The organism is Streptomyces sp. NPDC001700, assembly GCF_053596435.1.
In genome coordinates this window covers 270923-292447 of record NZ_JBSFGE010000001.1, presented here as the reverse complement: position 1 = coordinate 292447, position 21525 = coordinate 270923, and the positions used below count along the sequence as shown (strand labels likewise).

The 21525-nt window shown below is 70.3% G+C and carries 17 protein-coding genes; 10 read left to right on the top strand and 7 right to left on the bottom strand.

All coding sequences use genetic code 11. The features are described from left to right. The first annotated feature begins 127 nt into the window (after positions 1-127). From ACWC5C_RS01340 to ACWC5C_RS01315, 6 genes are all read left to right on the top strand, one after another. The gene (locus ACWC5C_RS01340) at positions 128-1801 is read left to right on the top strand and encodes a glycoside hydrolase family 13 protein (protein WP_450872595.1); all 1674 of its coding nucleotides are present in this window, start codon (positions 128-130) and stop codon (positions 1799-1801) included. Between the two features lie 25 nt (positions 1802-1826). Then, positions 1827-2852, top strand: a complete 1026-nt coding sequence (locus tag ACWC5C_RS01335) for a LacI family DNA-binding transcriptional regulator (RefSeq protein WP_450872593.1) — start codon at positions 1827-1829, stop codon at positions 2850-2852. A 50-nt stretch (positions 2853-2902) separates the two neighbouring features. Beyond that, positions 2903-3712 (top strand): phosphatase PAP2 family protein, encoded by an 810-nt coding sequence (locus ACWC5C_RS01330; RefSeq protein WP_450872591.1) that lies wholly within the window; start codon positions 2903-2905, stop codon positions 3710-3712. Positions 3713-3874: 162 nt separating this feature from the next. Next, positions 3875-4678, top strand: a complete 804-nt coding sequence (locus ACWC5C_RS01325) for an HAD family hydrolase (protein ID WP_450873223.1) — start codon at positions 3875-3877, stop codon at positions 4676-4678. A gap of 74 nt (positions 4679-4752) precedes the next feature. Continuing rightward, on the top strand, positions 4753-5901 hold the full coding sequence (locus ACWC5C_RS01320; protein ID WP_450872589.1) for a threonine synthase: 1149 nt from the start codon (positions 4753-4755) through the stop codon (positions 5899-5901). Beyond that, complete coding sequence (locus tag ACWC5C_RS01315) at positions 5898-6557, top strand: helix-turn-helix transcriptional regulator (RefSeq protein WP_450872587.1); 660 nt, start codon at positions 5898-5900, stop codon at positions 6555-6557. Before ACWC5C_RS01320 ends, ACWC5C_RS01315 begins: the two co-directional genes overlap by 4 nt. Before the next feature lie 11 nt (positions 6558-6568). Here the strand turns inward: ACWC5C_RS01315 and ACWC5C_RS01310 are convergent, their stop codons facing one another. The 3 genes from ACWC5C_RS01310 to ACWC5C_RS01300 all read right to left on the bottom strand — a co-directional run bounded on the left by ACWC5C_RS01310 (position 6569) and on the right by ACWC5C_RS01300 (position 11068). After that, positions 6569-8137: an ABC transporter substrate-binding protein gene (locus ACWC5C_RS01310; RefSeq protein ID WP_450872585.1), complete on the bottom strand. Its 1569-nt coding sequence runs from the start codon at positions 8135-8137 to the stop codon at positions 6569-6571. Beyond that, positions 8134-10290, bottom strand: coding sequence for a hypothetical protein (locus ACWC5C_RS01305; protein WP_450872583.1), 2157 nt, complete (start codon positions 10288-10290; stop codon positions 8134-8136). Before ACWC5C_RS01305 ends, ACWC5C_RS01310 begins: the two co-directional genes overlap by 4 nt. A 97-nt stretch (positions 10291-10387) precedes the next feature. Further along, positions 10388-11068: a response regulator gene (locus tag ACWC5C_RS01300; protein WP_450872581.1), complete on the bottom strand. Its 681-nt coding sequence runs from the start codon at positions 11066-11068 to the stop codon at positions 10388-10390. 186 nt (positions 11069-11254) lie between these two features. Between ACWC5C_RS01300 and ACWC5C_RS01295 the strand changes: the two genes are divergently transcribed. From ACWC5C_RS01295 to ACWC5C_RS01285, 3 genes are read left to right on the top strand one after another with little or no spacing between them, the layout of a single operon-like run. Then, positions 11255-12232, top strand: a complete 978-nt coding sequence (locus ACWC5C_RS01295) for a Bug family tripartite tricarboxylate transporter substrate binding protein (protein ID WP_450873222.1) — start codon at positions 11255-11257, stop codon at positions 12230-12232. Further along, positions 12229-12762, top strand: a complete 534-nt coding sequence (locus ACWC5C_RS01290; protein WP_450872580.1) for a tripartite tricarboxylate transporter TctB family protein — start codon at positions 12229-12231, stop codon at positions 12760-12762. Before ACWC5C_RS01295 ends, ACWC5C_RS01290 begins: the two co-directional genes overlap by 4 nt. Before the next feature lie 3 nt (positions 12763-12765). After that, entirely contained in the window at positions 12766-14259 is a 1494-nt protein-coding gene (locus ACWC5C_RS01285) for a tripartite tricarboxylate transporter permease (RefSeq protein WP_450872579.1), read from the top strand. Between the two features lie 57 nt (positions 14260-14316). Here ACWC5C_RS01285 and ACWC5C_RS01280 read toward each other — a convergent pair whose 3' ends face one another. Beyond that, on the bottom strand, positions 14317-14820 hold the full coding sequence (locus ACWC5C_RS01280; protein WP_450872577.1) for a hypothetical protein: 504 nt from the start codon (positions 14818-14820) through the stop codon (positions 14317-14319). 120 nt (positions 14821-14940) lie between these two features. On the opposite strand from ACWC5C_RS01280, the gene ACWC5C_RS01275 reads away from it, so the two are divergent. After that, positions 14941-15570: a maleylpyruvate isomerase family mycothiol-dependent enzyme gene (locus ACWC5C_RS01275; protein ID WP_450872575.1), complete on the top strand. Its 630-nt coding sequence runs from the start codon at positions 14941-14943 to the stop codon at positions 15568-15570. A gap of 31 nt (positions 15571-15601) precedes the next feature. On the opposite strand, the gene ACWC5C_RS01270 is transcribed toward ACWC5C_RS01275, so the two are convergent. The 3 genes from ACWC5C_RS01270 to ACWC5C_RS01260 all read right to left on the bottom strand — a co-directional run bounded on the left by ACWC5C_RS01270 (position 15602) and on the right by ACWC5C_RS01260 (position 21514). Continuing rightward, complete coding sequence (locus ACWC5C_RS01270; protein ID WP_450872573.1) at positions 15602-16048, bottom strand: hypothetical protein; 447 nt, start codon at positions 16046-16048, stop codon at positions 15602-15604. Positions 16049-16178: 130 nt separating this feature from the next. After that, positions 16179-16652 carry an SMI1/KNR4 family protein gene (locus tag ACWC5C_RS01265; RefSeq protein ID WP_450872571.1) on the bottom strand — a complete coding sequence of 158 codons (474 nt, stop codon included), beginning with the start codon at positions 16650-16652 and terminating at the stop codon, positions 16179-16181. Positions 16653-16774: 122 nt separating this feature from the next. Beyond that, complete coding sequence (locus ACWC5C_RS01260; protein ID WP_450872570.1) at positions 16775-21514, bottom strand: DUF6531 domain-containing protein; 4740 nt, start codon at positions 21512-21514, stop codon at positions 16775-16777. Positions 21515-21525: the final 11 nt, after the last annotated feature.

The following is a 21525-nucleotide window of genomic DNA, read 5'->3' as shown; positions in this document are numbered from 1 at the left end:
GCGTGTCCCCGTGGTAGCCGCCCAGGCGCTTGACAGCAGCGCCACAAGGCCCCGTAGTGCGCCGTTGCGCGCCACTCGCCCCTGCAAGCTCTTCCGCAAGACATTGCAGAGCTGTTACGTTCCCGGCATGACCCAGGAGCTCACGACCTCCCTCCAGGCCGACCTCCAAACCGAGCCGGCCCGCTCCCCCGAGGGGCCCGGCTGGTGGCGGGACGCCGTCATCTACCAGGTGTACGTCCGGTCCTTCGCCGACAGCGACGGCGACGGCATCGGGGATCTGCGCGGCGCGCGCGAGCGGCTGCCGCACCTCGCCCGGCTCGGAGTGGACGCCGTCTGGCTGACCCCGTTCTACGCCTCGCCGCAGGCCGACGGCGGCTACGACGTCGCGGACTACCGGGCCGTCGATCCGCTCTTCGGCACCCTCCAGGACGCCGACGACCTGGTGCGCACCGCCCATGAGCTGGGGCTGCGGGTGATCGTCGACGTCGTCCCGAACCACACCTCGGACCGCCATCCGTGGTTCATCAGCGCGCTCGCGGACCGGCCTCGGGGGGCGGCCCGCGAGCGGTACCACTTCCGTCGCGGCCGGGGCGCGAACGGTGAACTGCCGCCGAACGACTGGGAGTCCGTCTTCGGCGGCCCCGCCTGGACGCGCACCACCGGCCCGGACGGCGCCCCGGGCGAGTGGTATCTCCACCTGTTCGCGCCCGAGCAGCCCGACCTCAACTGGGACTGCCCGGAGGTCCGCGAGGAGTTCGACTCGGTGCTGCGCTTCTGGCTGGACCTGGGCGTGGACGGATTCCGTATCGACGTCGCACACGGCATGGTCAAGGCCCCGGGGCTGCCCGACATCGGCCGCACCGAACAGGCCAAGCTGATCGGCTCGCAGGTGCTGCCGTTCTTCGACCAGGACGGGGTGCACGAGATCCACCGAGGCTGGCGGCGGCTGCTGGACTCCTACCCGGGGGCGCGGATCGGGGTCGCCGAGGCCTGGGCGCCCAGCGCCGAGCGGCTCGCCCTGTATGTCCGCCCGGACGAGCTGCACCAGGCGTTCAACTTCCAGTTCCTCAAGTGCCCGTGGGACGCGGCCGCGATGCGCGAGGTGATCGACGAGTCGCTGGCCGCCACCGCCTCGGTCGGCGCCCCCACCACCTGGGTGCTCTCCAACCACGACGTCGTCCGGCACACCACCCGGTACGCCGCCGAGAGCCCCGGGCAGGGGCTGCGGCGGGCCCGGGCGGCGGCCCTGCTCACCCTGGCGCTGCCGGGTTCGGCGTATCTGTACCAGGGCGAGGAGCTGGGCCTTCCCGAGGTCGTCGACCTGCCGGACGAGGCGCGCCAGGACCCGGCGTTCTTCCGTACCTCCGCCGACGGGCAGGACGGCCAGGACGGTCAGGAGGGCCGCCGCGACGGCTGCCGGGTGCCGCTGCCCTGGTCGCGTTCGGGCCCGTCGTACGGGTTCGGGGCGGGCGGCAGCTGGCTGCCGCAGCCCGAGGGCTGGGCGGACAGTTCCGTGGAGGCACAGACCGGCGACCCGGACTCCACGCTGGAGCTGTACCGCGCCGCGCTCGCGCTGCGCCGGGAGCGGCCGGGCCTGGGCGACGGCCCGATGAGCTGGCTGGACGCCCCGGCGGGGGTGCTCGCGCTGTCCCGTCCGGGCCTCGTCTGCACGCTCAACACCCTCGGCGAGGAGGTCCGGCTGCCGGTCCCGGGGCGTGCGCTGCTGTCCTCCGCGCCGCTGGCGTACGACGCCGGTACGGTGCGCATTCCGGCCGAATCCTGCGCGTGGTGGGCAATCTGACATGCGACCGGTAAGGTCCCGGTCCATGACCGCACGGCTTGCCGACATCGCAGCCCAGGCGGGGGTCAGCGAAGCCACCGTCAGCCGCGTCCTCAACGGCAGGCCGGGGGTGGCCTCGGCCACCCGCGAGTCCGTCCTCGCCGCCCTGGACGTCCTCGGCTACGAGCGGCCGGTGCGGCTGCGGCAGCGCAGCGCGGGGCTGGTGGGACTGATCACGCCCGAGCTGGAGAACCCCATATTCCCCGCGCTCGCCCAGGTGATCGGGCAAGCGCTGACCCGGCAGGGCTACACCCCGGTGCTGGCCACCCAGACCCCCGGCGGCTCCACCGAGGACGAGCTGACCGAGATGCTGGTGGACCGGGGCGTGGCCGGGATCATCTTCGTCTCGGGGCTGCACGCGGACACCTCCGCCGATATGCAGCGCTATGACCAGCTGCGCGGCCAGGGCGTGCCGTTCGTGCTGGTGGACGGCTTCTCGCCGAAGGTGCGGGCGCCGTTCATCTCCCCCGACGACCGGGCGGCGATGCTGCTGGCCGTCACCCATCTGGTGTCCCTCGGGCACACCCGGATCGGGCTGGCGCTCGGGCCCAGGCGGTTCGTCCCCGTACTGCGGAAGATCGAGGGCTTCCAGCACGCGATGCGGGACCGGCTGGGGGTGCCGCCCGAGGACTCCGAGGAGCTGATCCAGCATTCGCTGTACACCCTGGAGGGCGGTCAGGCGGCGGCGGGCGCGCTGATCGACCGGGGCTGTACGGCGGTGGTGTGCGCGAGCGACATGATGGCGCTGGGGGCCATACGCGCGGCCCGCCGCCGGGAGCTGCGGGTCCCTCAGGACGTCTCGGTGGTCGGCTTCGACGACTCCCCGCTGATCGCCTTCACCGACCCGCCGCTGACCACCATCCGCAAACCGGTGCAGTCGATGGGGCAGGCGGCGGTGCGGGCGCTGCTGGAGGAGATCGGGGGCACTCCGGCGCCGCCCAGCGAGTTCGTCTTCCTGCCCGAACTGGTGGTCCGCGGGTCCACCGCCTCGGCGCACGGCGCCCGTCCGTAACGGTACATAACCACACCCCGTATCGGACATCTCTGGCAGACTGTTGCCCTATGGGTGAAGCGACTTCTCGGACCTCGATGGACCGGCTGCGGACGCCGCGGCGGCCCCGGCTCTGGTTCGAGATCGTCCTGCTCGCGGTCAGCTACTGGACGTACTCCCTGATCCGCAACGCCGTCCCCGAGCAGCGCGCCGAGGCGCTGCGCAACGCGGGCTGGATCTGGGACTGGGAGCACCGGCTCGGGATGGCCTTCGAACGCGGCGTCAACCATGCGAGCGACTCGGTCAGCTGGCTGATCGTCGGCATGAACTACTACTACGCCACCCTCCACTTCATCGTGACGCTCAGCGTGTTGGTGTGGCTCTACCACTGGCATCCGGGCCGCTACGCCGCCATCCGGCTGGCCCTCTTCGCGACCACCGGCGTGGCCCTGCTCGGCTACTACTTCTTCCCGCTGGCCCCGCCCCGGCTCATGCACGGCGGGCACTTCATCGACACGGTCGTGGTGCACCACACCTGGGGCTCGATGGCCTCGGGGAACCTGGCCAACATGTCCAACCAGTACGCGGCGATGCCCTCGATGCACATCGGCTGGTCGCTGTGGTGCGGCCTGACCATCGCCACGCTGGCCCGCCCGGTGTGGGTGCGGGTCCTGGGGCTGCTGTACCCGACGGCGACGCTGCTGGTGATCGTCGCGACGGCGAACCACTTCTGGATGGACGCGGTCGGCGGCGTCATCTGCCTGTCCGTCGGCATCGCACTGTCGTACGCCTGGTACGGGGCGCTGCCGTACCGGCTGCCGAAGCAGGTCGCCGGGCGGCGGCGGGCGCCCGAGCGCGAGGGCGAGCTGCGCCCGGCCTAGCTTTCGGCGCCTGCCTGCACGGTTTGATCGACCCCGGCCGACCCGCCATTCTGATGCACCGTGTACATCCCCGAAGCCACAGCTGCCACTTCTGCCGCTCCTGCCGCTCCTGCCCCCGGAGCCCTCCTCCCTCGCCCCCGGTCCGCCGGTCCGCCCTTCCGGCTGGTGGCCACCGACCTCGACGGCACCCTGCTGCGCGGCGATCTGACGGTCTCGCCGCGCACCCGTGCGGCGCTGGCCGCCGCGTCCCGCGCCGGGGCGCGGCATCTGGTGGTCACCGGGCGCGCGGCCGCGTCCTGCCGGGAGTTCCTGGTGGCGATCGGCTACCGGGGGCTCGCGGTGTGCGGACAGGGCGCGCAGCTGTACGACGCGACCGCGGACCGGCTGCTGCTCTCGGCCGCGCTCGACCGCGACCTGGCCCGGTCGGTGGTGGAGCGCACCGAGCAGGCGCTGGGCGCGGGCCCGCTGGAGCTGGCCGTGGTGACCGCCGCGCCGGAGAACCGCTTCGTGGTCACGCCCGGGTTCGCCGAGCTGCGGCGGCGGCCGGGCTGGCACGCGATCGTCGGCCGGGAGGCGCTGTGGGCGGGGCCGATCGAGAAGGTGCTGATGCGTCACCGGGAGGTGGCGGACGACGCTGTAGCGGCCGCGGCGGCCTGGGCGGGCGCGGGTGAGGTGTCGGTGACGCTCTCGGAGAAGGGCATGATCGAGGTGCTGCCCGAGGGCGTCTCCAAGGCGGTGGGGCTGGGTCTCGCCGCCGAGCGGATGGGGTTCGCCCCCGCCGACACGATCGCCTTCGGCGACATGCCGAACGACATCCCGCTGCTGGACTGGGCCGGATACGGGGTCGCGATGGGCAACGCCCACCCGGACCTGATCGCGCTGGCCGACGAGGTGGCACCGCGCAATGACGAGGACGGGGTCGCGGTGGTGCTGGAACGGCTGTTCGCCCATGTCGCGCCTGCTTGAACACACCTTGAATCCGACTTGAGTCGCCTTCAGAGACCTTGACGGTCGTTTTACAACTGCACAGAATGTCCAAGGTGCGAGCCGAACCCCATTACGTCGACGAGCGCTCCGGCGCCTCGTATCCGATCGACGAGCCGCGCTGGTGCGGCGACGACGGCGCACCGCTCACCGTCTCCGCGCTGCCCGGCATCACCCCCGGGCAGGTGGACACCGGGGCCCGGTCGCTGTGGCGCTACCGAGCGGCCCTCCCGGTGCGCATCGACGCCCCGGTGTCCTTGGGTGAAGGATGCACGCCGCTGGTCGAGAAGGACTGGGGCGAGGGTCGGGTGCACTTCAAGCTGGAGTGGTTCAGCCCCACCGGCAGCTTCAAGGACCGTGGCACCAGCGTGATGATCTCCCTGCTGGCCCAGCGCGGCGTCCGCGAGGTCATCGAGGACAGCTCGGGCAACGGCGGCGCCTCCGTCGCCGCGTACTGCGCCGCCGCCGGGATCAAGGCCCGGATCCTCGCCCCGGAGTCGACGTCACCGGCCAAGGTCCTGCAGGCCAGGGCGTACGGCGCCGACGTGCGGCTGATCCCCGGCGACCGGGACGCCACCGCCGCCGAGGCGCTGCGCCAGTCGGCCGCCACGTACTACGCCAGCCACAACTGGCACCCCTTCTTCCTCCAGGGCACCAAGACCCTCGCGTACGAGCTGTGGGAAGACCTCGGCTTCACCGCACCCGACGCCGTGGTGACGGTGGCCGGGGCCGGGTCCACCGTGCTCGGCTGCGACCTCGGCTTCGGTGAGCTGCTGAGCGCGGGCCAGATCGCCCGCCGCCCCCGGCTGCTGGTCGCCCAGCCCGCCCACTGCGCCCCCATCCACGCCGCGTTCCGCGGTGCGACGGCCGCCCCCGCCTTCTCCCCCACCATCGCCGAGGGCACGGCCATCCGGGAGCCCGTCCGGCTGCCGGAGGTGGTGAGCGCGGTCCGCCGCTCGGGCGGCGACATGGCCGCCATCCCCGAGGACGCCATCGTCGCGGCGGTGCGCAGGCTGGCCGCGATGGGGCTGTACGCCGAGCCGACCAGCGCGACCGCCGCCGCGGCGATCGACGTCTTCCGGGCCCGTGGCGCGATCCGCCCCGGCGAGACGACGGCCGTCCTGCTGACCGGCTCGGGGCTGAAGGCGGCGACGGCGATGGGCGCCCTGTTCACGCCGGAGGACACGCCGGAGGACCCACGATGACCGAACCGGCCGGGGACGAGCCGCGCGACAGCGCCGAGGACGAACTGCTGCTGCGCGAGGCCGAGAAGATCGTCACCGCCATCGGCCGGATGTTCCCCGGGCTGTGCGAGGTGGTGCTGCACGATCTGCGCCGCCCCGACCAGGCCATCCGCGCCATCGAGTCCAATCTCTCCGGCCGGTCGGTCGGCGATCCGGCCACCGAACTCGGCCTCGCCCGCATCGAGGACCCCGGCTTCCCCGGCATCGTCCAGAACTACTCCAACCGCTTCCCGGACGGCCGCCCGGCCAAGAGCACGTCCATCGGCATCAAGAACAGCGCGGGCACGTACGTCGCCGCCATCTGCCTCAACCTGGATGTCTCCCTCTTCGCCAGCGTCGCCCGCAGCCTCAACAACCTCATCCGCACCGACGATCAGGAACAGCCCCTCATCGAGACCCTGCGGGCCCGTACCGTCACCGAGCTGCGCACCGTCGTGGAGGAGTTCGCCGCCGCGCGCGGCCACACCCCCCGGGGTCTGGGCTCCGCCGCCAAGAAGGAACTCGTCCGCTCCCTCCAGACCCGTGGCTTCCTCCAGGTCAAGCACTCGGTGCAGGTGGTCACCGAACTGCTCGGCGTCTCGCGCGCCACGGTCTACAACTATCTGCGCGCGCCTTAATACCTCTGGGCTCAGTCCGGTGCGGCCGTGCACTGCTCGGAGGGCGGGCGGCCATCCGGCCAGGCGAGCTTCTCGAACTCGATGTGCCGGTCCTTCCTGGGCGAGAGCTTCACGATGGCCACCGCCTTGTCGTACGGCGTCCCGTAGCCGTTGAGGCAGATCCAGCCGCTGGCCCCGCGCACCATCTGGTCCCCGTGCAGCCGTGGCCACGCCGCCGCGATGGAGTCCAGCTCCGGCACCTGCCCCTTGGTGGTGGTGCGGTTGCGGATGCCCGCGATGGCCGTCGTCGCGGAGTCGTAGGTGGTGATCGTCCGGCCGTCGGCGAGCCCGGTCGGGCCGATGTCGCCGACCGCCTTGTCCCCGGTGTCGTGGTCGCCGACGAGCGTGCTGAGCGCCCGGAAGTCGGCGGCCGAACCGCCCGTCGCGGGCGGGTTGCCGCTGGTCCAGGCGTTCTCATGGGTGATGGTCGCGTACTCGACGGTCAGCCCGGCGCCGTAGGAGAAGGCGTCCCAGTCCATCGTGGGGTCGTACGCCAGCGTCGACGCGCCCGAGACCGTGACCACCCGGTAGCGCTGGTCCGCGCAGCCCCGCTTGCCCAGCGCCCTGATCAACTGGGCGAGCGCGGGCGGGCGGCCGGAGAAGTAGACCGTGGTGGCCCGCGAGTCGCAGAGGTTGTTGACCATCTGGACGAAGTCGTTCGGGATGGCCGTCGACGAGTCGTACTGCTCGGAATACGGCGTTCCGTTCGTCTCCGCGCGGAAGGCGGCGCGCAGCGACCGCGCGTAGAGGTCGTCCGCGTGGGTGTCCTCGACCAGGAAGGTGTCGCGCGGCTTCACCTTCAGATGGTGGGTGAGCGCCCGCGCCTGGTCACGGTTGGACGGCACGATCTTCGCCAGGCCCGGGTATCTCCGGGGGTTCTCACGGTCGTTGCCCAGGTCGTCGGCGGTGATCGGACCGCCCACCACCGCGATCCCCTTCTCCCTGGTCAGATACGCGATGGTCTGCTCGGTGCGGGTGACGCTGAGGTTGAACCCGAACACCGCGCGCAGCCGGTCCTTCCCCGACTGCGCCATCCCGGCCAGCTGGTCCGACACCTCCTTCCAGCGGGTCATGTCGCGGCCGGGGTTGGCGAGCACCAGCCGGATCGCCGGTTCGTCGCCGCTCTCGTGGTTGGCCCGGTACTGCGCGAGATAGGCGCCCTGGACCTCCCGGACCACCTGGGCCCGCTCCGCCACGTCGTCCTTCCTGAACGTCATGGGGATCATCAGGGCGATGGTCGCGTACGCCTTGCCGCTCTTGGTGACCTTCGTGTTCTCCGCCTTGATGCGGTCGGACACCGGGCCCAGTTCGGCCATGAAGGCGTGGCCGCCGTCGGTGACGCCCGTGCACTCCTTGTCGCCCGCGCGCTTGTCGACCCCGGCGCCGCACGAGCGGTCGGGCGTCAGCGTGACGATGCCCACCGCCACGAGCGCGCCCGCGACCAGCCCCACCAGGAGCCAGTTCAGGACCCGGCGGATCGGCGGAAGGGCGGAGTGCCAGTTCCGGATGGCGCTGAAGGGACGGACGAAGGGACGGGTCATCGGCTACTCCCCTTGACTGGAAGATCAGGGGCCTGCACCCCGCTGACCAGGGCGTCGATCCAGCCGCCGTCCGCGATGGCGTCGACATACACGTTGTACGCCCGCTCGCGGCGCGGGCTGTTGCCGTAGTCGGAGCACAGCGCTTCCAGCGCGGTCCGCAGGTGCACCAGGTCGGCGTCCCGGTGGCTCGACGGCACCGGGGCCGTCGGCGCGGACAGCCGCCATACGGTGGCCAGCAGCAGCCGGATCGCGGCGTGGACGCGCTGATCGGCGCCGGGCCCGCAGGATGCGCAGGCGGGCAGGGCCTCACGGGCGGGCGGGTCCTCGGGGGCGAAACCGGCCCACCCCGGGGGCGCGGCCGCGATGAGGTTGAGGTCGCCCAGCCACTCGGCGGGGGTGCGGTGCAGATACCGGTAGTGCAGCGCCCGCACCACCAGGGTGTCGATGCGGCCCTGGGCGAGCGCGTGGTGCAGATAGCGCCGGTCGTGCCGGTCCGAGTCGTCGGTCCGTATATCGCCGTCGTTGTAGCGGGCGGCCGACAGGGCGTGCAGACGGGTCCAGCGCGCCTCGTCGGCCCCGGCTCTCGCTTCGTGCAGCAGCAGCGCGCGCAGCGCCCGGTCGGTGATCAGCGGCGGCTGCCCGGAGCGCCCCGGGCCCGGTGGCCAGGGCCGGTGGTCCCAGTGCGGCCGCTCCAGGGTGGCGTCCCGCAGCCGTCTGACGCGCAGCTCGGGGCTGAGGCCGGGCAGCGCGGCCCGGTCGGCCCGGAGCAGCCGCGCCGCCGCCTCCCCGTCCAGCGCGGGCGCGAGCCTCAGCACCTCCTCCCGTACGTCCGGGTCGGGCAGCAGCCGCGCCAACAGCCGCGCGCCCACGGGTTCGGCCGAGCCGGGCGCCGGAAGCGACAGCAGTTCGTCCAGTACGAAGGGGCCGGGCTCGCGCAGCCGCGCCGCCGCGGCCCCGGCGAGCAGCAGGGCGTCGCCCGTACGCCCGCCGCTCAGCCGGGCGATGACGGTGGGCAGCGACGGCGGGTACGCGGCGTCGGCCCCGGTACCGGCGTCGGCCCCGGCCTCGTCGAGCATCGAACGGATCTCCGCGTCGCCGACCTTGGGGATGCCCAGCCGCAGCAGCCACGCGCCCGGCGGGCACCGCTCCGGCTTCGTCCACGGGGGCGCGTCGGTGGTGAGCGCTTTCGGCCCGGCGCCGTCCCCGAGCGAGGTCGCGAAGACGACGGGCAGCATGACGCGCCCGCGCTTGCGCCACTCCCGGCTGTCGCGCGCGTACCGGGCGACGAACGGGTCGAGGAAGCGCGCGCGCAGCGCCTCGTCCAGGTTGTCCAGCAGGATCAGGGACGGATGCTGGGTCCTGCGCGCCCAGGCGCCGTACGCGCCGTTGATGTCCGCCAGCAGGGCGGCGATCAGGTCGGCCTCCACCTCGGCGCGGTCCGCTCCGCCCCGGCGGAACTTCCGTACCAGCGTGAACAGCCGCTGCACCGCGTCGCCGTCGATACGGTCCAGATGGCTGCGCCACCACGACGAGCCGTCCCGGCCGTCGTCGCTCCGCGCGAGCAGGGTGTCGGTGGCGGCGCTCAGCACCTCCTGGAGCCCTGGCACCCCGGGCAGCAGCCCGGCCACGACCCCGCCCAGCGCGTTCAGCCACCGGCCGACGACGACCTTCCGGGCCTGCGGGTCGGGGTCGCGCTGCGCGAGGATGCGCCCCAACTCCTCCTCCGCCGCGACCAGATCGGCGGGCGCCACCTCGCCCTCGTGCCGTTCCCGCGCCTCGGGCCGCCACGCGGTGATCACCAGGAGCGCGGGCGCGAGCCGGGGGAAGGTCAGGGTGCGTTTGTTGCCGTCGCGTTCGTAGCCGAGCTGATGGGAGACGGTGAAGAGCAGATTGGTCACCGGGGACGCGTGCGCGGTGTCCAGCCGGGCGCGGTCGCCCTGGTCGTCCGCCGAGTACGGGGCCTCCGCCAGGTCCACCCGGGCCGTGGGCACCCAGGCGTGATAGCCGTCGTACAGGGCGTCCAGCAGCGCCGTCTTGCCGGTGGCCCGGCCGCCGGTGACCTCCACGACGGGCTCGCCCGCCGGGAACGTCCGCTTCACCCATGGCCCGCCGCCCGGTGGCATCCCGAGCAGCGCCGGGGCCAGCGTGTCCATGACGCTCTTAAGGTTATACAGGCCGCTCCCCATCGTGCCCCCCGTGGCTCGCCCTTCCCCCGCTATACCCGGCCCGTACGCCGCCCATGTACGGACATCAGGCGATCCAGCGGTAGCGGTGCTCGGGACGGCCCGTACCGCCGTAGCGCAAGGTGACCTCGGCCTGTCCGGTATCGGCGAAGTACTCCAGATAACGGCGCGCGCTCACCCGCGAAAAGGCGCCCGCCTCGGCGCATTCGGCGGCGGACAGCCCGCCCGCGTGGGCCCGCAGGGTGCGCTCGACGAGGTCGGCGGTGTGCGCGGCCAGCCCCTTGGGCAGCTCGCGGGAGGCGCGCGGGCGGCCGCCGAAGATCTGGTCCACGTCCGCCTGGCGTGCCTCGCCGAGGGTGTCGAGGCGGGCCCGCAGGGCCGCCGCGTGCCGCAGCTGGTCCCGGAGCGCGGCCCGGTCGAACGGCTTGATCAGGTAGTGCAGCGCCCCCGCGCGCAGCGCCTCGCGCACCACGTGGGCGTCCTTGGCGGCGGTCACGAACAGGGCGTCCACATGGTGGCCGCCGTCCTCCGCCTTCGCGCGCAGCTCGCGCAGCACGCTGATGCCGTCCATGTCCGGCAGATAGATGTCGAGGAGGACGAGGTCGGGGCGCAGCTCCTCGGCGGCGCGCAGCGCCTCGGCCCCGGTGTGCGCGACCCCGGCGACCGTGAAGCCCTCCGTGGCCGCCACATAGCGGCTGTGCAGCTTGGCGACCATGAAGTCGTCATCGACGACCAGCACTGTCGTCACCGGGCGGCCCCTTTCCGGCATCCAGGCCCGCGATCACCCCGCGAACTCAACGACCACAACGTCTCTTAATACCGGAAGCGAGACAGCCCGGTAACCCATAGGCAACATGTGGCCCACCTCACACGCAAGCCCGAAAGGTGGTGTCACCAGGTGCGACAGCGTCCGAGCCTGCCGCTGCGTCCTGCCCTGCGTACCCCGCTCGCCGTACTCTCGGCGGCCCTGCTCGTCCTCCTCGCGCCGCCGCTGCTCAGCTCCGGGGACGGCTCCGGGGGCGGCACCCACATTCCGGGTCTGCGCGTCATGGTGCCCAATACGCCCGGCGGCGGTTACGACATCACCGCGCGTACGGCCGCCAAGAGCGCCGAGGACGCGGGGCTGGGCAACAACATCGAGGTGTTCAACCTCCCCGGCGCCGGGGGCACGGTGGGGCTGAGCCAGCTCGTGGCCGAGCGCGGCAACGGCAAGCTGGCGATGTCGATGGGGCTCGGTGTCGTCGGCGCCGTCCACACCAACCACGCGCCGTCCTCGCTCGCCGACACCACGCCGATCGCCCGGCTCACGGAGGAGCCGGACATCGTGGTCGTCGCCAAGAACTCCAAGTACCGGACCTTCGACCAGCTCCTCGCGGACTGGCGCAAGAAGCCCCACGCGCTCCCGGTGGGCGGCGGCTCCTCGCCCGGCGGTCCGGACCACCTGGCGCCCATGCTCATGGCGAAGGCCGCCGGGATCGCCCCGAAGACCGTCAACTACATCGCCTACGACGGCGGCGGCGAGCTGCTCGCCTCCGTCCTCGGCGGCAAGGTCGCCTTCGGCGTCTCGGGCATCGGCGAATACCTCGACCAGATCAAGTCCGGCGATCTGCGGGTGCTCGCGGTGACCAGCGCCGAGCGGCCGAAGGGGCTCGACGCCCCGACGCTCAAGGAGTCCGGGGTGGACGTGACGTTCACCAACTGGCGCGGCATCGTCGCCCCGCCCGGTCTGAGCGACAGCGAACGCGAGAAGCTCACCGGCCTGGTCGAGAAGCTGCACGCCTCGAAGCAGTGGAAGGACGCCGTCAAGCGCAACCAGTGGACCGACGCCTATCTGCCGGGCGAGGACTTCGGGCGCTTCCTGGACGCGCAGGACAAGCGCGTGGACACCGTGCTGAAGGAGCTGGGCCTGTGACCCCCGAACCCACTGCCACCGCCGGGTCCTCCGGCCTTACGGAACGCCTGCGCGGCCGCTCCGAACTCGGCGTCTGCGCGCTGCTGCTGGTCCTCGGCGTCCTCGTCCTCACCGACGCCCTCACCATGGACACCGGCTTCGCGCAGCGCGGCCCGGTCGGCCCCAAGACCGTGCCCCTCGTCGTCGGCGCCGGGCTGCTGCTGGTCGCCGTCCTGCTGGCCGTGGACGTCCTGCGCGGCGGGCGCGGCGAGGCGGAGGGCGGCGAGGACATCGACCTGAGCGCGCCCGGCGACTGGCGGACCGTGGTCCTGCTCGCCGGGGTGTTCCTCGGCAACGCCGTCCTCATCCAGCCCCTCGGCTTCCCCATCTCCGGCGCGCTGCTCTTCTGGGGCTCCGCGTACGCGCTGGGCAGCCGCTCCTTCTCGCGTGATCCGATCATCGCGGCCGTGCTGTCCGTGGTCACGTTCTTCGTCTTCGACCGGCTGCTCTCGGTGCCGCTGCCCGGCGGCCCGCTGATGGGGGTGCTCTGACCGATGGATTCCCTGAACCACCTCCTCGACGGCTTCGGCACCGCCCTCTCCCCGATCAACCTGCTGTGGGCGGCCGTCGGTGTGCTCCTCGGCACCGCGATCGGCGTGCTGCCCGGCATCGGCCCGGCGATGGCGGTCGCGCTGCTGCTGCCCGTCACGTACGGGCTGGACCCGACCGCCGCGTTCATCATGTTCGCGGGCATCTACTACGGCGGCATGTTCGGCGGCTCCACCACGTCCATCCTGCTCAACACCCCGGGTGAGACGGCGGCCGTGGTCGCCGCCATGGAAGGCCATCCGATGGCCAAGTCCGGGCGCGGCGCGCAGGCCCTCGCGGCGGCCGCCATCGGGCACTTCGCGGGCGGCATGATCGGCACGATCCTGCTGGTCTTCCTCGCCCCGACCGTCGCCGACCTCGCCGTCGACATCGGCGCCCCCGACTACTTCGCCATCATGGTCCTGGCGTTCGTCGCCGTGACGTCCGTCCTCGGCAGCTCCCGCATCCGCGGCTTCGCCTCGCTCCTCATCGGCCTCACCCTCGGCCTCGTCGGCCTGGACCGGCTCACCGGCCAGCAGCGGCTCACCTTCGGTTCGCTGCAGCTCGCGGACGGCATCGACGTGGTGATCGTCGCGGTCGGGCTCTTCGCCATCGGCGAGGCGCTGTGGGTGGCCATGCATCTGCGCACCCGCCCCGACCAGCCCATCCCCGTCGGCCGCCCCTGGCTCGGCAAGGCCGAACTGCGCCGCACCTGGCGCCCCTGGCTGCGCGGCCCCGCGATCGGCTTCCCCTTCGGCGCGATCCCGGCGGGCGGCGCCGAAATCCCCACCTTCCTCTCCTATGTGACGGAGAAACGGCTCTCCAAGCACCGCGACGAGTTCGGCAAGGGCGCCATCGAGGGCGTCGCGGGCCCCGAGTCCGCGGCCTCCGCGTCCGCCGCGGGCACGCTCGTCTCGATGCTCACCCTCGGCCTGCCCACCACCGCCGTCGCCGCGGTGATGCTCGCCGCGTTCCAGCAGTACGGCATCCAGCCCGGCCCCCTCCTCTTCGAACGCGAACCGGACCTCGTCTGGGGCCTGATCGCCTCGCTCTTCATCGCCATGGCCCTGCTGATCGTCCTCAACCTCCCCCTGGCCCCGATCTGGGCGAAGCTGCTGAAGGTGCCCCGGCCCTACCTGTACGCGGGCATCCTCTTCTTCGCGGCGGTCGGCGCGTACGCGGTCGGCGGCGAACCGCTGGACCTGGTCATCCTGCTCATCATCGGCCTGCTGGGCCTCCTGATGCGCCGCTACGGCCTCCCCGTCCTCCCCGCCGTCATCGGCGTCATCCTCGGCCCCGGCGCCGAACTCCAGCTGCGGCGCGCGCTGCAGATCAGCGACGGCAGCCTCACGGGCCTGGTCAACACGCCCTTCGCGGTGACCGTGTACGTGGTGATAGCCCTGATCGTGACCTGGCCGTGGACCCGCAAACTCCTCCCCCGCCCGGGAACCCGCCCCTGACCTCCGCCGGGGGCGCGGCGGGACACCCCGCCGCGCCCCCGGCTCCGGTTACCCCTGTCACGGCTGGCCGAAGACCACTCCGCGCCAGGTCCATCCCGCGTCGAGGACCGTGTTCCGCAGGGGGTCCTTGAGGTCCGCGCTGTCGAAGCGGAACGTCTCCGTCATCTCTGGACGGCCATCGGCTCCGCGCCCGATCGTCCACCGCCGGGACGTCGTGTTCACCGGCCCACGGCCGTACTTCTTCGCCACCGGTACGCCCCCGGCCCACTCGACCTCCCACTGCCGGTCGAGGGCGCGCACCTCGTGGTTCTCCGGGACGAGGCGCATGCGGATCTCCATGGCGTGGCTCAGCTGGGACGTGACGAAGAAGGTCCGCCAGGCCGGTTCCATGATCCGCCACTCCGCGACCAGGTCGGCGCCCTCCGGCGCGCCGTCGCGGATGACGTACGGGACGTCCTGCCCGCCCAGGCCGAGCAGCGCGGCCCGGACCTCCTCGGCGGGGCGCGGCACGAGACCGCTGGCGGGTCGCTTCGTGCCGGTCAGTGCGTCGAAGAGGCCCATCGACGCAGCCTATGACACCGCGCGCCCGCGCTTCCGGGCCCGCGCCATACGCATCGCTTCTGGCTACCAGAAGAACCATCTCTTGGACGTATGGCCGCACACCCCGGCACCCTGGAACACATGGAGACAACGGGGAACATCAGGGACGCGATCGCGGCCGAACGGCGGGAGCTGGCCGACCTGTTGGACAGGCTGACCCCCGCGCAGTGGGACGCGCCCTCGCTGTGTGCGGGGTGGCGGGTGCGGGAGGTGGCGGCGCACATGTCGCAGGGGTTCCGCTACCCGCTGCCCCGGACCCTGCTCGAACTCCTCAAGGCGCGCGGCAGCCTGCACCGCATGACCGACCGCCTCGCCCGCGCGGACGCGGCCGCCGCCCCGACGGCCCAACTCGCCGCGCACCTGCGCGACAACGCCCACCACCCGTGGACGCCCCCGGTCGGCGGCCTCACGGCGGCGCTGGGCCACGACGTCATCCACGGCCTGGACATCACGGTCGCGCTGGGCCTGGACCGCCGCGTCCCGGAGGACCGCGTGCGTCCCCTCCTCGGGGCCATCGCCCCCAGGACCCTGAAGTTCTTCGGCGCCGACCTCACCGGCGTCCAACTCCGCGCCGACGACCTCGACTGGACGTACGGCACCGGCACCCCCCTGACCGCCACCGCCCAGGACCTCCTCCTCCTCACCTACGGCCGCAAACTCCCCCCGGGCCACCTCCACGGCGAACCCAGCCCCCGCTTCGTCAGCGCCTGAGCGGCGCAGCCCTACCATCTCGGAGCCTCTGTCAGCTTCCGCCCTCATAGAGGAAGTCGTAGCAGTTTTCGTCTCCGACGAGAACTGAGGTGAAACACACGGGAAGCCCGCTGGACTCCCGAGGAACTTCTTGCGAGGTCTGCCGGGTGAATCCCAACGAAACGCCGGGGATGAGCGGAGACTCAGCATTCGAATCATCGACCCGCCAGCCGCGGGCGATTGCCCTTCGCAGGATCTCGTCAGCGGGGGTCTGGAATACGTCTTCACCGTCCAGGATTACACGAGTACTCGTTTCCCGTCCCTCGCCGGGCCACCACAGTTCGACCGACGTGACGTGCTCACCTTCCTCCAAGTGAACCTGAAAGCCTATTCCGTTAACAACGATGTCAATGTCCACCAGGGACGTGTGAGCAAATGGCCCAAACACCTTCGGCTCACCCCATACGGACACCGCCTCCACGGCCTCTTGGAAGGACATCCCAATCCTCACAGGAGCCACTCCGCGAGGCGGATCCAGCACAAAGTTCACTGCCTACCACTCTCTTGCTTTCGCTTCATGCCCGAGTGATGAGCCCCACGACCTCACCAACCGTCAAACTAAACGCACGTCAGAGAATGTCAGCGTTCGAATCGAATTGATCCACTTCTGGACCAAGATCGGGGAGGCATTCAGAGCGAAGTTCCCCCGTGATCGCGGAGAGGACGAACTGAGCACACGAAAGTGGGTGATGCTCCCACTCTGGGCCGCGCCCTTCATTAACCATGGTGGTCCAGTCATTGGGCATTTGACCAGACTTCACAAGCCAATAAAGGAAGGCACCACTTCCCTCGATATAGGCCCAGGGGATGAGCCGCGCCCCCTCCTCGGACGCGAGTTCGGCCGGTTTGGGCTCACCGCCATCCCAGAGATTAGAAAGCACTTCTGCGCGTTCCGCAACAAGGGAGAGGAGATTATAGTCCTCGACCGGGCACTCCGGATCCAGCAGCCAGATGGTTTCGTTGAAAACGCCCCCACCGTAGGTTTGCACGAGTTCTTTGTAGTCGTCAGGAAGCGCCGTCGCGAGTTGCCGCTCGACAGACACCCAGTCACGAGCCCGAGGCGCCGAGGGTGGCGCAGTGAGCTGGGTTACTTGTTCAACTGCAGGATGCATGGGAGCCCCTCACATCGCGGCCGACATGGGCGCGATCACTGAAATGGTTCTGGCTACGGTTTCTGCTTGGGCACGTTCAGGACAGTGACAGTGTTGGTCGGAGACCCCCCTTCGTAAGGGGTGAACTGGAATCCGTTGCCATTGCGAGCTTCGATGGTCAGCCCCACCGGCACGACATCACTGGGATCATTACTCGTACGATAAATCGGGGTAACGCTGTACTCAATAGTCTCGCCCCTGTCAGCCGCCTGCCGGATCTGGTCCTCGATCTTACGCATGACCGGTGAGTTCGCATATCTATGCATGGTGACGAAATTTCTGGAGTCCTTGTTGGAGCCGCCTATCTGAGCGCCCAAGAGGTGCGTTGCATTGAGTCCCTTATATTTCTGGTAGCCGGGCACCTTGGCCTGCGGTCTCGTCTGCCCGCCGGTCATGTCCGGCATGACTGTCGCACGCATCCCGGTGGCCCGGCCACCTGGGCCTGGCACACCAAAACGCACGCGCCCGCCCCAGGTGACGTCACCTTCGTCGCAGGGCGTAAGGCCTAGTGGATCGGACTCGGTGTGGGGATTGTCGACGTAGGTTGCGGGATTGGGATCGGGATCCAGACCAAGGGGGTCGAGGGTGAGATAGCGGGCGGTTTCGGGATCATAGTGACGGAAGTAGTTGTGGTGGAGTTCCGTTTCCGGGTCGAAATATTGACCGGGGAAACGTAGGGGCGTTTGTGCGGTGGCATCACGGTTCCAAGCACTGGCACCCCACACCGTGGAACGAGACCGCCAAGCGATGCACCCTGCCTCGTCGACGAGTTCGGTCGGGGTGCCGATCTGGTCGGTGACAATGACGAAGAAGCGCTGGTCGATGACGTTCTGCGGGGCGTCGATCAGAGCCTTGGTCTCGGTCTGGGCCAGCGGTGTGTAGCCATCGTGGTCCCAGGTGATTGTCAGAGCCTCAGAGCCCCCGTAGAGCCGAGTGGTCTGCTCGGTAAGAGTGCTGCCATCCCACGTGAAGAGGGTTTCCTCAACAACGGTGAAGCCGTCTTCGGCAAGTCGCTGCTTGGCTATGCGCCGACCGAGGGGGTCGTAGAGATAGCGCCAGTGGGTGCCGTCCGGAGTGGTGACGGCGGTGAGACGGTCTTCGGCGCTCCAGGTGTAGCGCCAGGTGTCTGGCTTGCGCGACAGACGGGTTTTCTGCCGGAGGATGACGCGTCCCTGAGCGTCGTGCTCATAGCGAATGCCACCAGCTCGGGTGATGCGGGCGCCTGTGTACGTGCGGTCTCCACGGGCGTCGCCGCCCGGGTGCCGGTCGGGCCAACTGGCGTGGATCTGGTTGCCCATCTCGTCGTACGCATAGCTCTCAACCCAGTTCGGGGCACTGACCGCGGTGACTCGCCCAGCCTGGTCGAGATCGAAGGTGCGACGCCGGGCGCGCCCATCGCTGATGGCTGTCAGTCGGTTATCGGGACGGTAGGAGTAGGTGCGGCTCAGAGGCGCGCGACCGACTCCCGAGGCATCGAGTTGTCGCTGGAGGAGGCGTCCAGCGGGACCCCATGTGGAGGTGAGGGTCATCGCATCGCCGAGACGGCGCGTGGTTTCATGCCCGATCGAGTCGCGGTCGAAAGTCAGGGTGCGCCCCGAGGCGGTCAGACTGGCGCAGTAGCCCGCAGCGTCATACGTGTAGGCAGTATTGACCCCCATCGGGGTGGTGCGCAGAGTGCGCTGCCCTGCCGCATCGCACGCGGTCGCAAGCGTGCGGCCGTTGACGCTTTCCCTGATGACGCGACCGACCGGGTCGTAGTCGTATGCGAGAGTGGCATTCGGCGAGGTGGCGGTCAGCAGCCGTCCGCATGGATCGTTTTCGTATGTGATGACGTCGCCGTCAATGGCCTTCTCTGTCAGGGCGCCCACGCTGTCATGGCAATAGGTGATCCGCTGGCCAGCGGCATTCGTACGGGTGGTGAGCTGACCCGCCGCGTCATATGCGTAAGTGAGTGTGTGGCCGTCGAAATCGGTTTCCTCAACAAGCCGTCCGGCTGGGTCATAGGAATAGGCCCAAGTCAAGCCGTGCGGGTTGGTGACCTGTGTCAGACGAAGCTCGGTGTCATGTGTGAAGCTGTGCCGCACGCCATCAGGTGTGATGCGAGCCGTCTGGAGATCGAAGTGGGAGTATTCGAACTGGGTGGTCCGACCCGTCGGTTCGGTGTGCGATGTGCAATTGCCTTCACCATCGAACGTCCAGCGCTCGATGTGTCCCGCAGGGTCGGTTCTGGCCGTGAGCTGGCCTTCCACCGACCATTCCAGACATGTGGTGTCGCCCAGCGGGTTGGTGACGATGACAGGGCGTCCGAAGTCGTCGTAGACGTGACGGGTAAGTGAACCAGCTGGATCCGCGATGGTCAGCGGCAGGCCCGCGCGAGTCCGGGCAATCCGCACCGATCGCCCCACGGCATCAGTGACAGAGGTGATGGCACCATGTCGGTCATGAGTAAAGAGCACTGCCTCACCGGCCGGATCGGCGAGTGAGGTCCGGTTGCCTCGCTCGTCATAGGTGTGGTGCCACGTCGCGCCATCCGGCTCAGTGAGGGTCGCAGGCAGGCCCAGGTCGTTGTACGTCACGAGCGTCCGGCGCCCGTCAGCCCTCACCAACGCCGTTGGACGCCCGAATGCGTCGTAGCTGAGCCGTGTCGTTCGGCCGAGAGGATCCGTCGCTGAATGGATGCGGTCGAACTCGTCGTATTCGGTCCGGGTGATGTGTCCGCATGGGTCGGTTTCAGCGACGATCTGGAGTTTCTCGTTGAGCTGGTAGGTGGTGGTGGCGCCGGTGGAGTCGGTGTAGCGGGTGGTCCGGGCCTCGGTGTCGTAGGTGAAGGCGGAGGAGAGGTACCCGTCCGGGCCGATGGTGCGGGCGATACGCCCAGCGGTGTCGTACACGTACTGGTAGGTGGAGTCGTTGCGGTCGGTCCATGAGGTGATGCGGCCGTGCGGATCGTAGGTGAACCGCAGCGGCAGGCCGGAGGAGTTGGTGACCGCGTCGAGGTTGTCCTGCTCGCCGTAGCCGTACGTCATGACGGTGACCGGACCGTCTGAGGTGCGCAGGGCGAGTTCGCGTATGCGGCCGTGCCGGACAGTCAGCAGTGCCTGGTAGCCGCCTTCGTGCGTGACGGCTATCGGGGTTCCGTCTCCGCGTCGGTCGAAGGCGATGCGGTTGTTGTTGCGGTCCTCGATTTCGCTGAGCCAGTAGGCGATGGACTCGCTGTAGGGGCTGCCCGTGAACCACCTGGTCAGTCCGCTGTCCGGGTCGGTGATGCGATAGCTGGTCTCCGCGTTGCTCTCCTCGCCGAACGACAGCGGCAGCCGCGGACCCTCCAGAGGCATGACCGGCTCGGGGTCCTGCGGGCGTGGCAGGCGTGGGTAGACCAGGAGCGAGCCGTCTTCCCGGGCCCAGATCGCGCCCCCGCCGAGCGGGTCGAGTTCGATGCGTTCGTCGAGCGTGGAGGCCCAGCTGCGGCCGAACCACTGGCCGTAGCGGTAGCTGGAGATGTGAGTGCGCTGGAGGACGAGGGGCAGTACGCCCGGCAGGGCCAGATCCGTCTGGGCCAGCACCATCTCGCCCGAGGCCACGTCGACCGGGTCGGTCGCACAGCGCCGCTTGTTGAGCGGGATGCCCTTGCCGCGTGGGTCGTCCTTGGCGTCGCGCAGCGAGTTCGGCTTGACGTGGGAAGCGCCCTTCTTGCCGCCGCCCTTGCCACCGTTCCATCCGTCGCCGTCGCGCCCCTTCTTGCCGAAGGTCGCGCCGATGTCGATGTCGTTGTTCTTGTGGTCGGTGGAGATCTGCTTGACGGCCTTGGGCAGCTTGGTGCTGACGTGGTCGCCCATGGTCTTGAGCGCCTTCTCCAGCGCGTCCACGGCCTTGTCGGCGACCGGGTCGATGGCCTCCGCGATGCTGTCGCGCCCACGGGTGCGGCTGTGGTGCGACTTGGCCTTGCCCAGCTTGCCCGCGGTCTTGGAGTGGAAGTTGACGCTCAGGCCACTGAGCTGGGTGGAGGCGTGGTCGTGCTCGCCGTGCTCGATGTGCAGGCCCTTGGAGTTGCCGCCACCGCCCCCACCGGGGCCACCCGCGGAGGCCAGGTGCATGCCTTCCTTCGCGCCCTGCACACCGTCCTTGAACCCCTCCTTGCCCGCCTGCTGGGCCTGGCCGAGATCCACGCCGTCCTGCAGCCCCATCGCGCTGGCGCCGACTTGGACGACGAGGTCGGCGGCGAGATTCTCCAGGGCGGCGACGGCCGGTTCGGTCAGCGCGGCGACGATGTAGCCGACCGCCTCCTCGGCGCACTCCTTGATCAGCCGCCGGACCACCTCCTGGGTCGCCCGTATCGCCCCCGCGCCCAGCAGCGCCGACAGGCCGCCGGTCACCGGGATCAGCGACAGCGCGAGACCGGTCTCACCGGCCAGATAGCCGAGCTGGACCAGCGCCGCGCCCTTCATCCCCTCGACCGCGGTGGCCGCGGTGTCCATCGCCCCGGCGATCGTGCGCGCCGCCGACGCGATGTCCTTGATATGGGTGCCCTTGACCTTGCCCCAGTGGAGGTTGAGGGCATCCATCGCCTCGCCGTACCCCGACGACAACAACCGCTCGACATGGCCATTGGCCAGCTGCCCGTCGTCCTCCAGGTCCTCGGCGAACTCCCGCAGGGAGTCCGCCATGTCCCGGTAGGCGTCCTCGTCGATGTTCGGCCACGAGACGCCGATCAGGTCCAGCATCGTGTCGGCCCAGTCCGGCACCGTGACGGCCACGTTTTGCCCAT

Coding starts and splice junctions, on each gene's coding strand:
- ACWC5C_RS01305 (WP_450872583.1), bottom strand. CDS start 10,290: ATGGACACGCTGGCCCCGGCGCTGCTCGGGATGCCACCGGGCGGCGGG.
- ACWC5C_RS01335 (WP_450872593.1), top strand. CDS start 1,827: ATGACCGCACGGCTTGCCGACATCGCAGCCCAGGCGGGGGTCAGCGAA.
- ACWC5C_RS01315 (WP_450872587.1), top strand. CDS start 5,898: ATGACCGAACCGGCCGGGGACGAGCCGCGCGACAGCGCCGAGGACGAA.
- ACWC5C_RS01275 (WP_450872575.1), top strand. CDS start 14,941: ATGGAGACAACGGGGAACATCAGGGACGCGATCGCGGCCGAACGGCGG.
- ACWC5C_RS01310 (WP_450872585.1), bottom strand. CDS start 8,137: ATGACCCGTCCCTTCGTCCGTCCCTTCAGCGCCATCCGGAACTGGCAC.
- ACWC5C_RS01340 (WP_450872595.1), top strand. CDS start 128: ATGACCCAGGAGCTCACGACCTCCCTCCAGGCCGACCTCCAAACCGAG.
- ACWC5C_RS01330 (WP_450872591.1), top strand. CDS start 2,903: ATGGGTGAAGCGACTTCTCGGACCTCGATGGACCGGCTGCGGACGCCG.
- ACWC5C_RS01270 (WP_450872573.1), bottom strand. CDS start 16,048: ATGTCCTTCCAAGAGGCCGTGGAGGCGGTGTCCGTATGGGGTGAGCCG.
- ACWC5C_RS01285 (WP_450872579.1), top strand. CDS start 12,766: ATGGATTCCCTGAACCACCTCCTCGACGGCTTCGGCACCGCCCTCTCC.
- ACWC5C_RS01280 (WP_450872577.1), bottom strand. CDS start 14,820: ATGGGCCTCTTCGACGCACTGACCGGCACGAAGCGACCCGCCAGCGGT.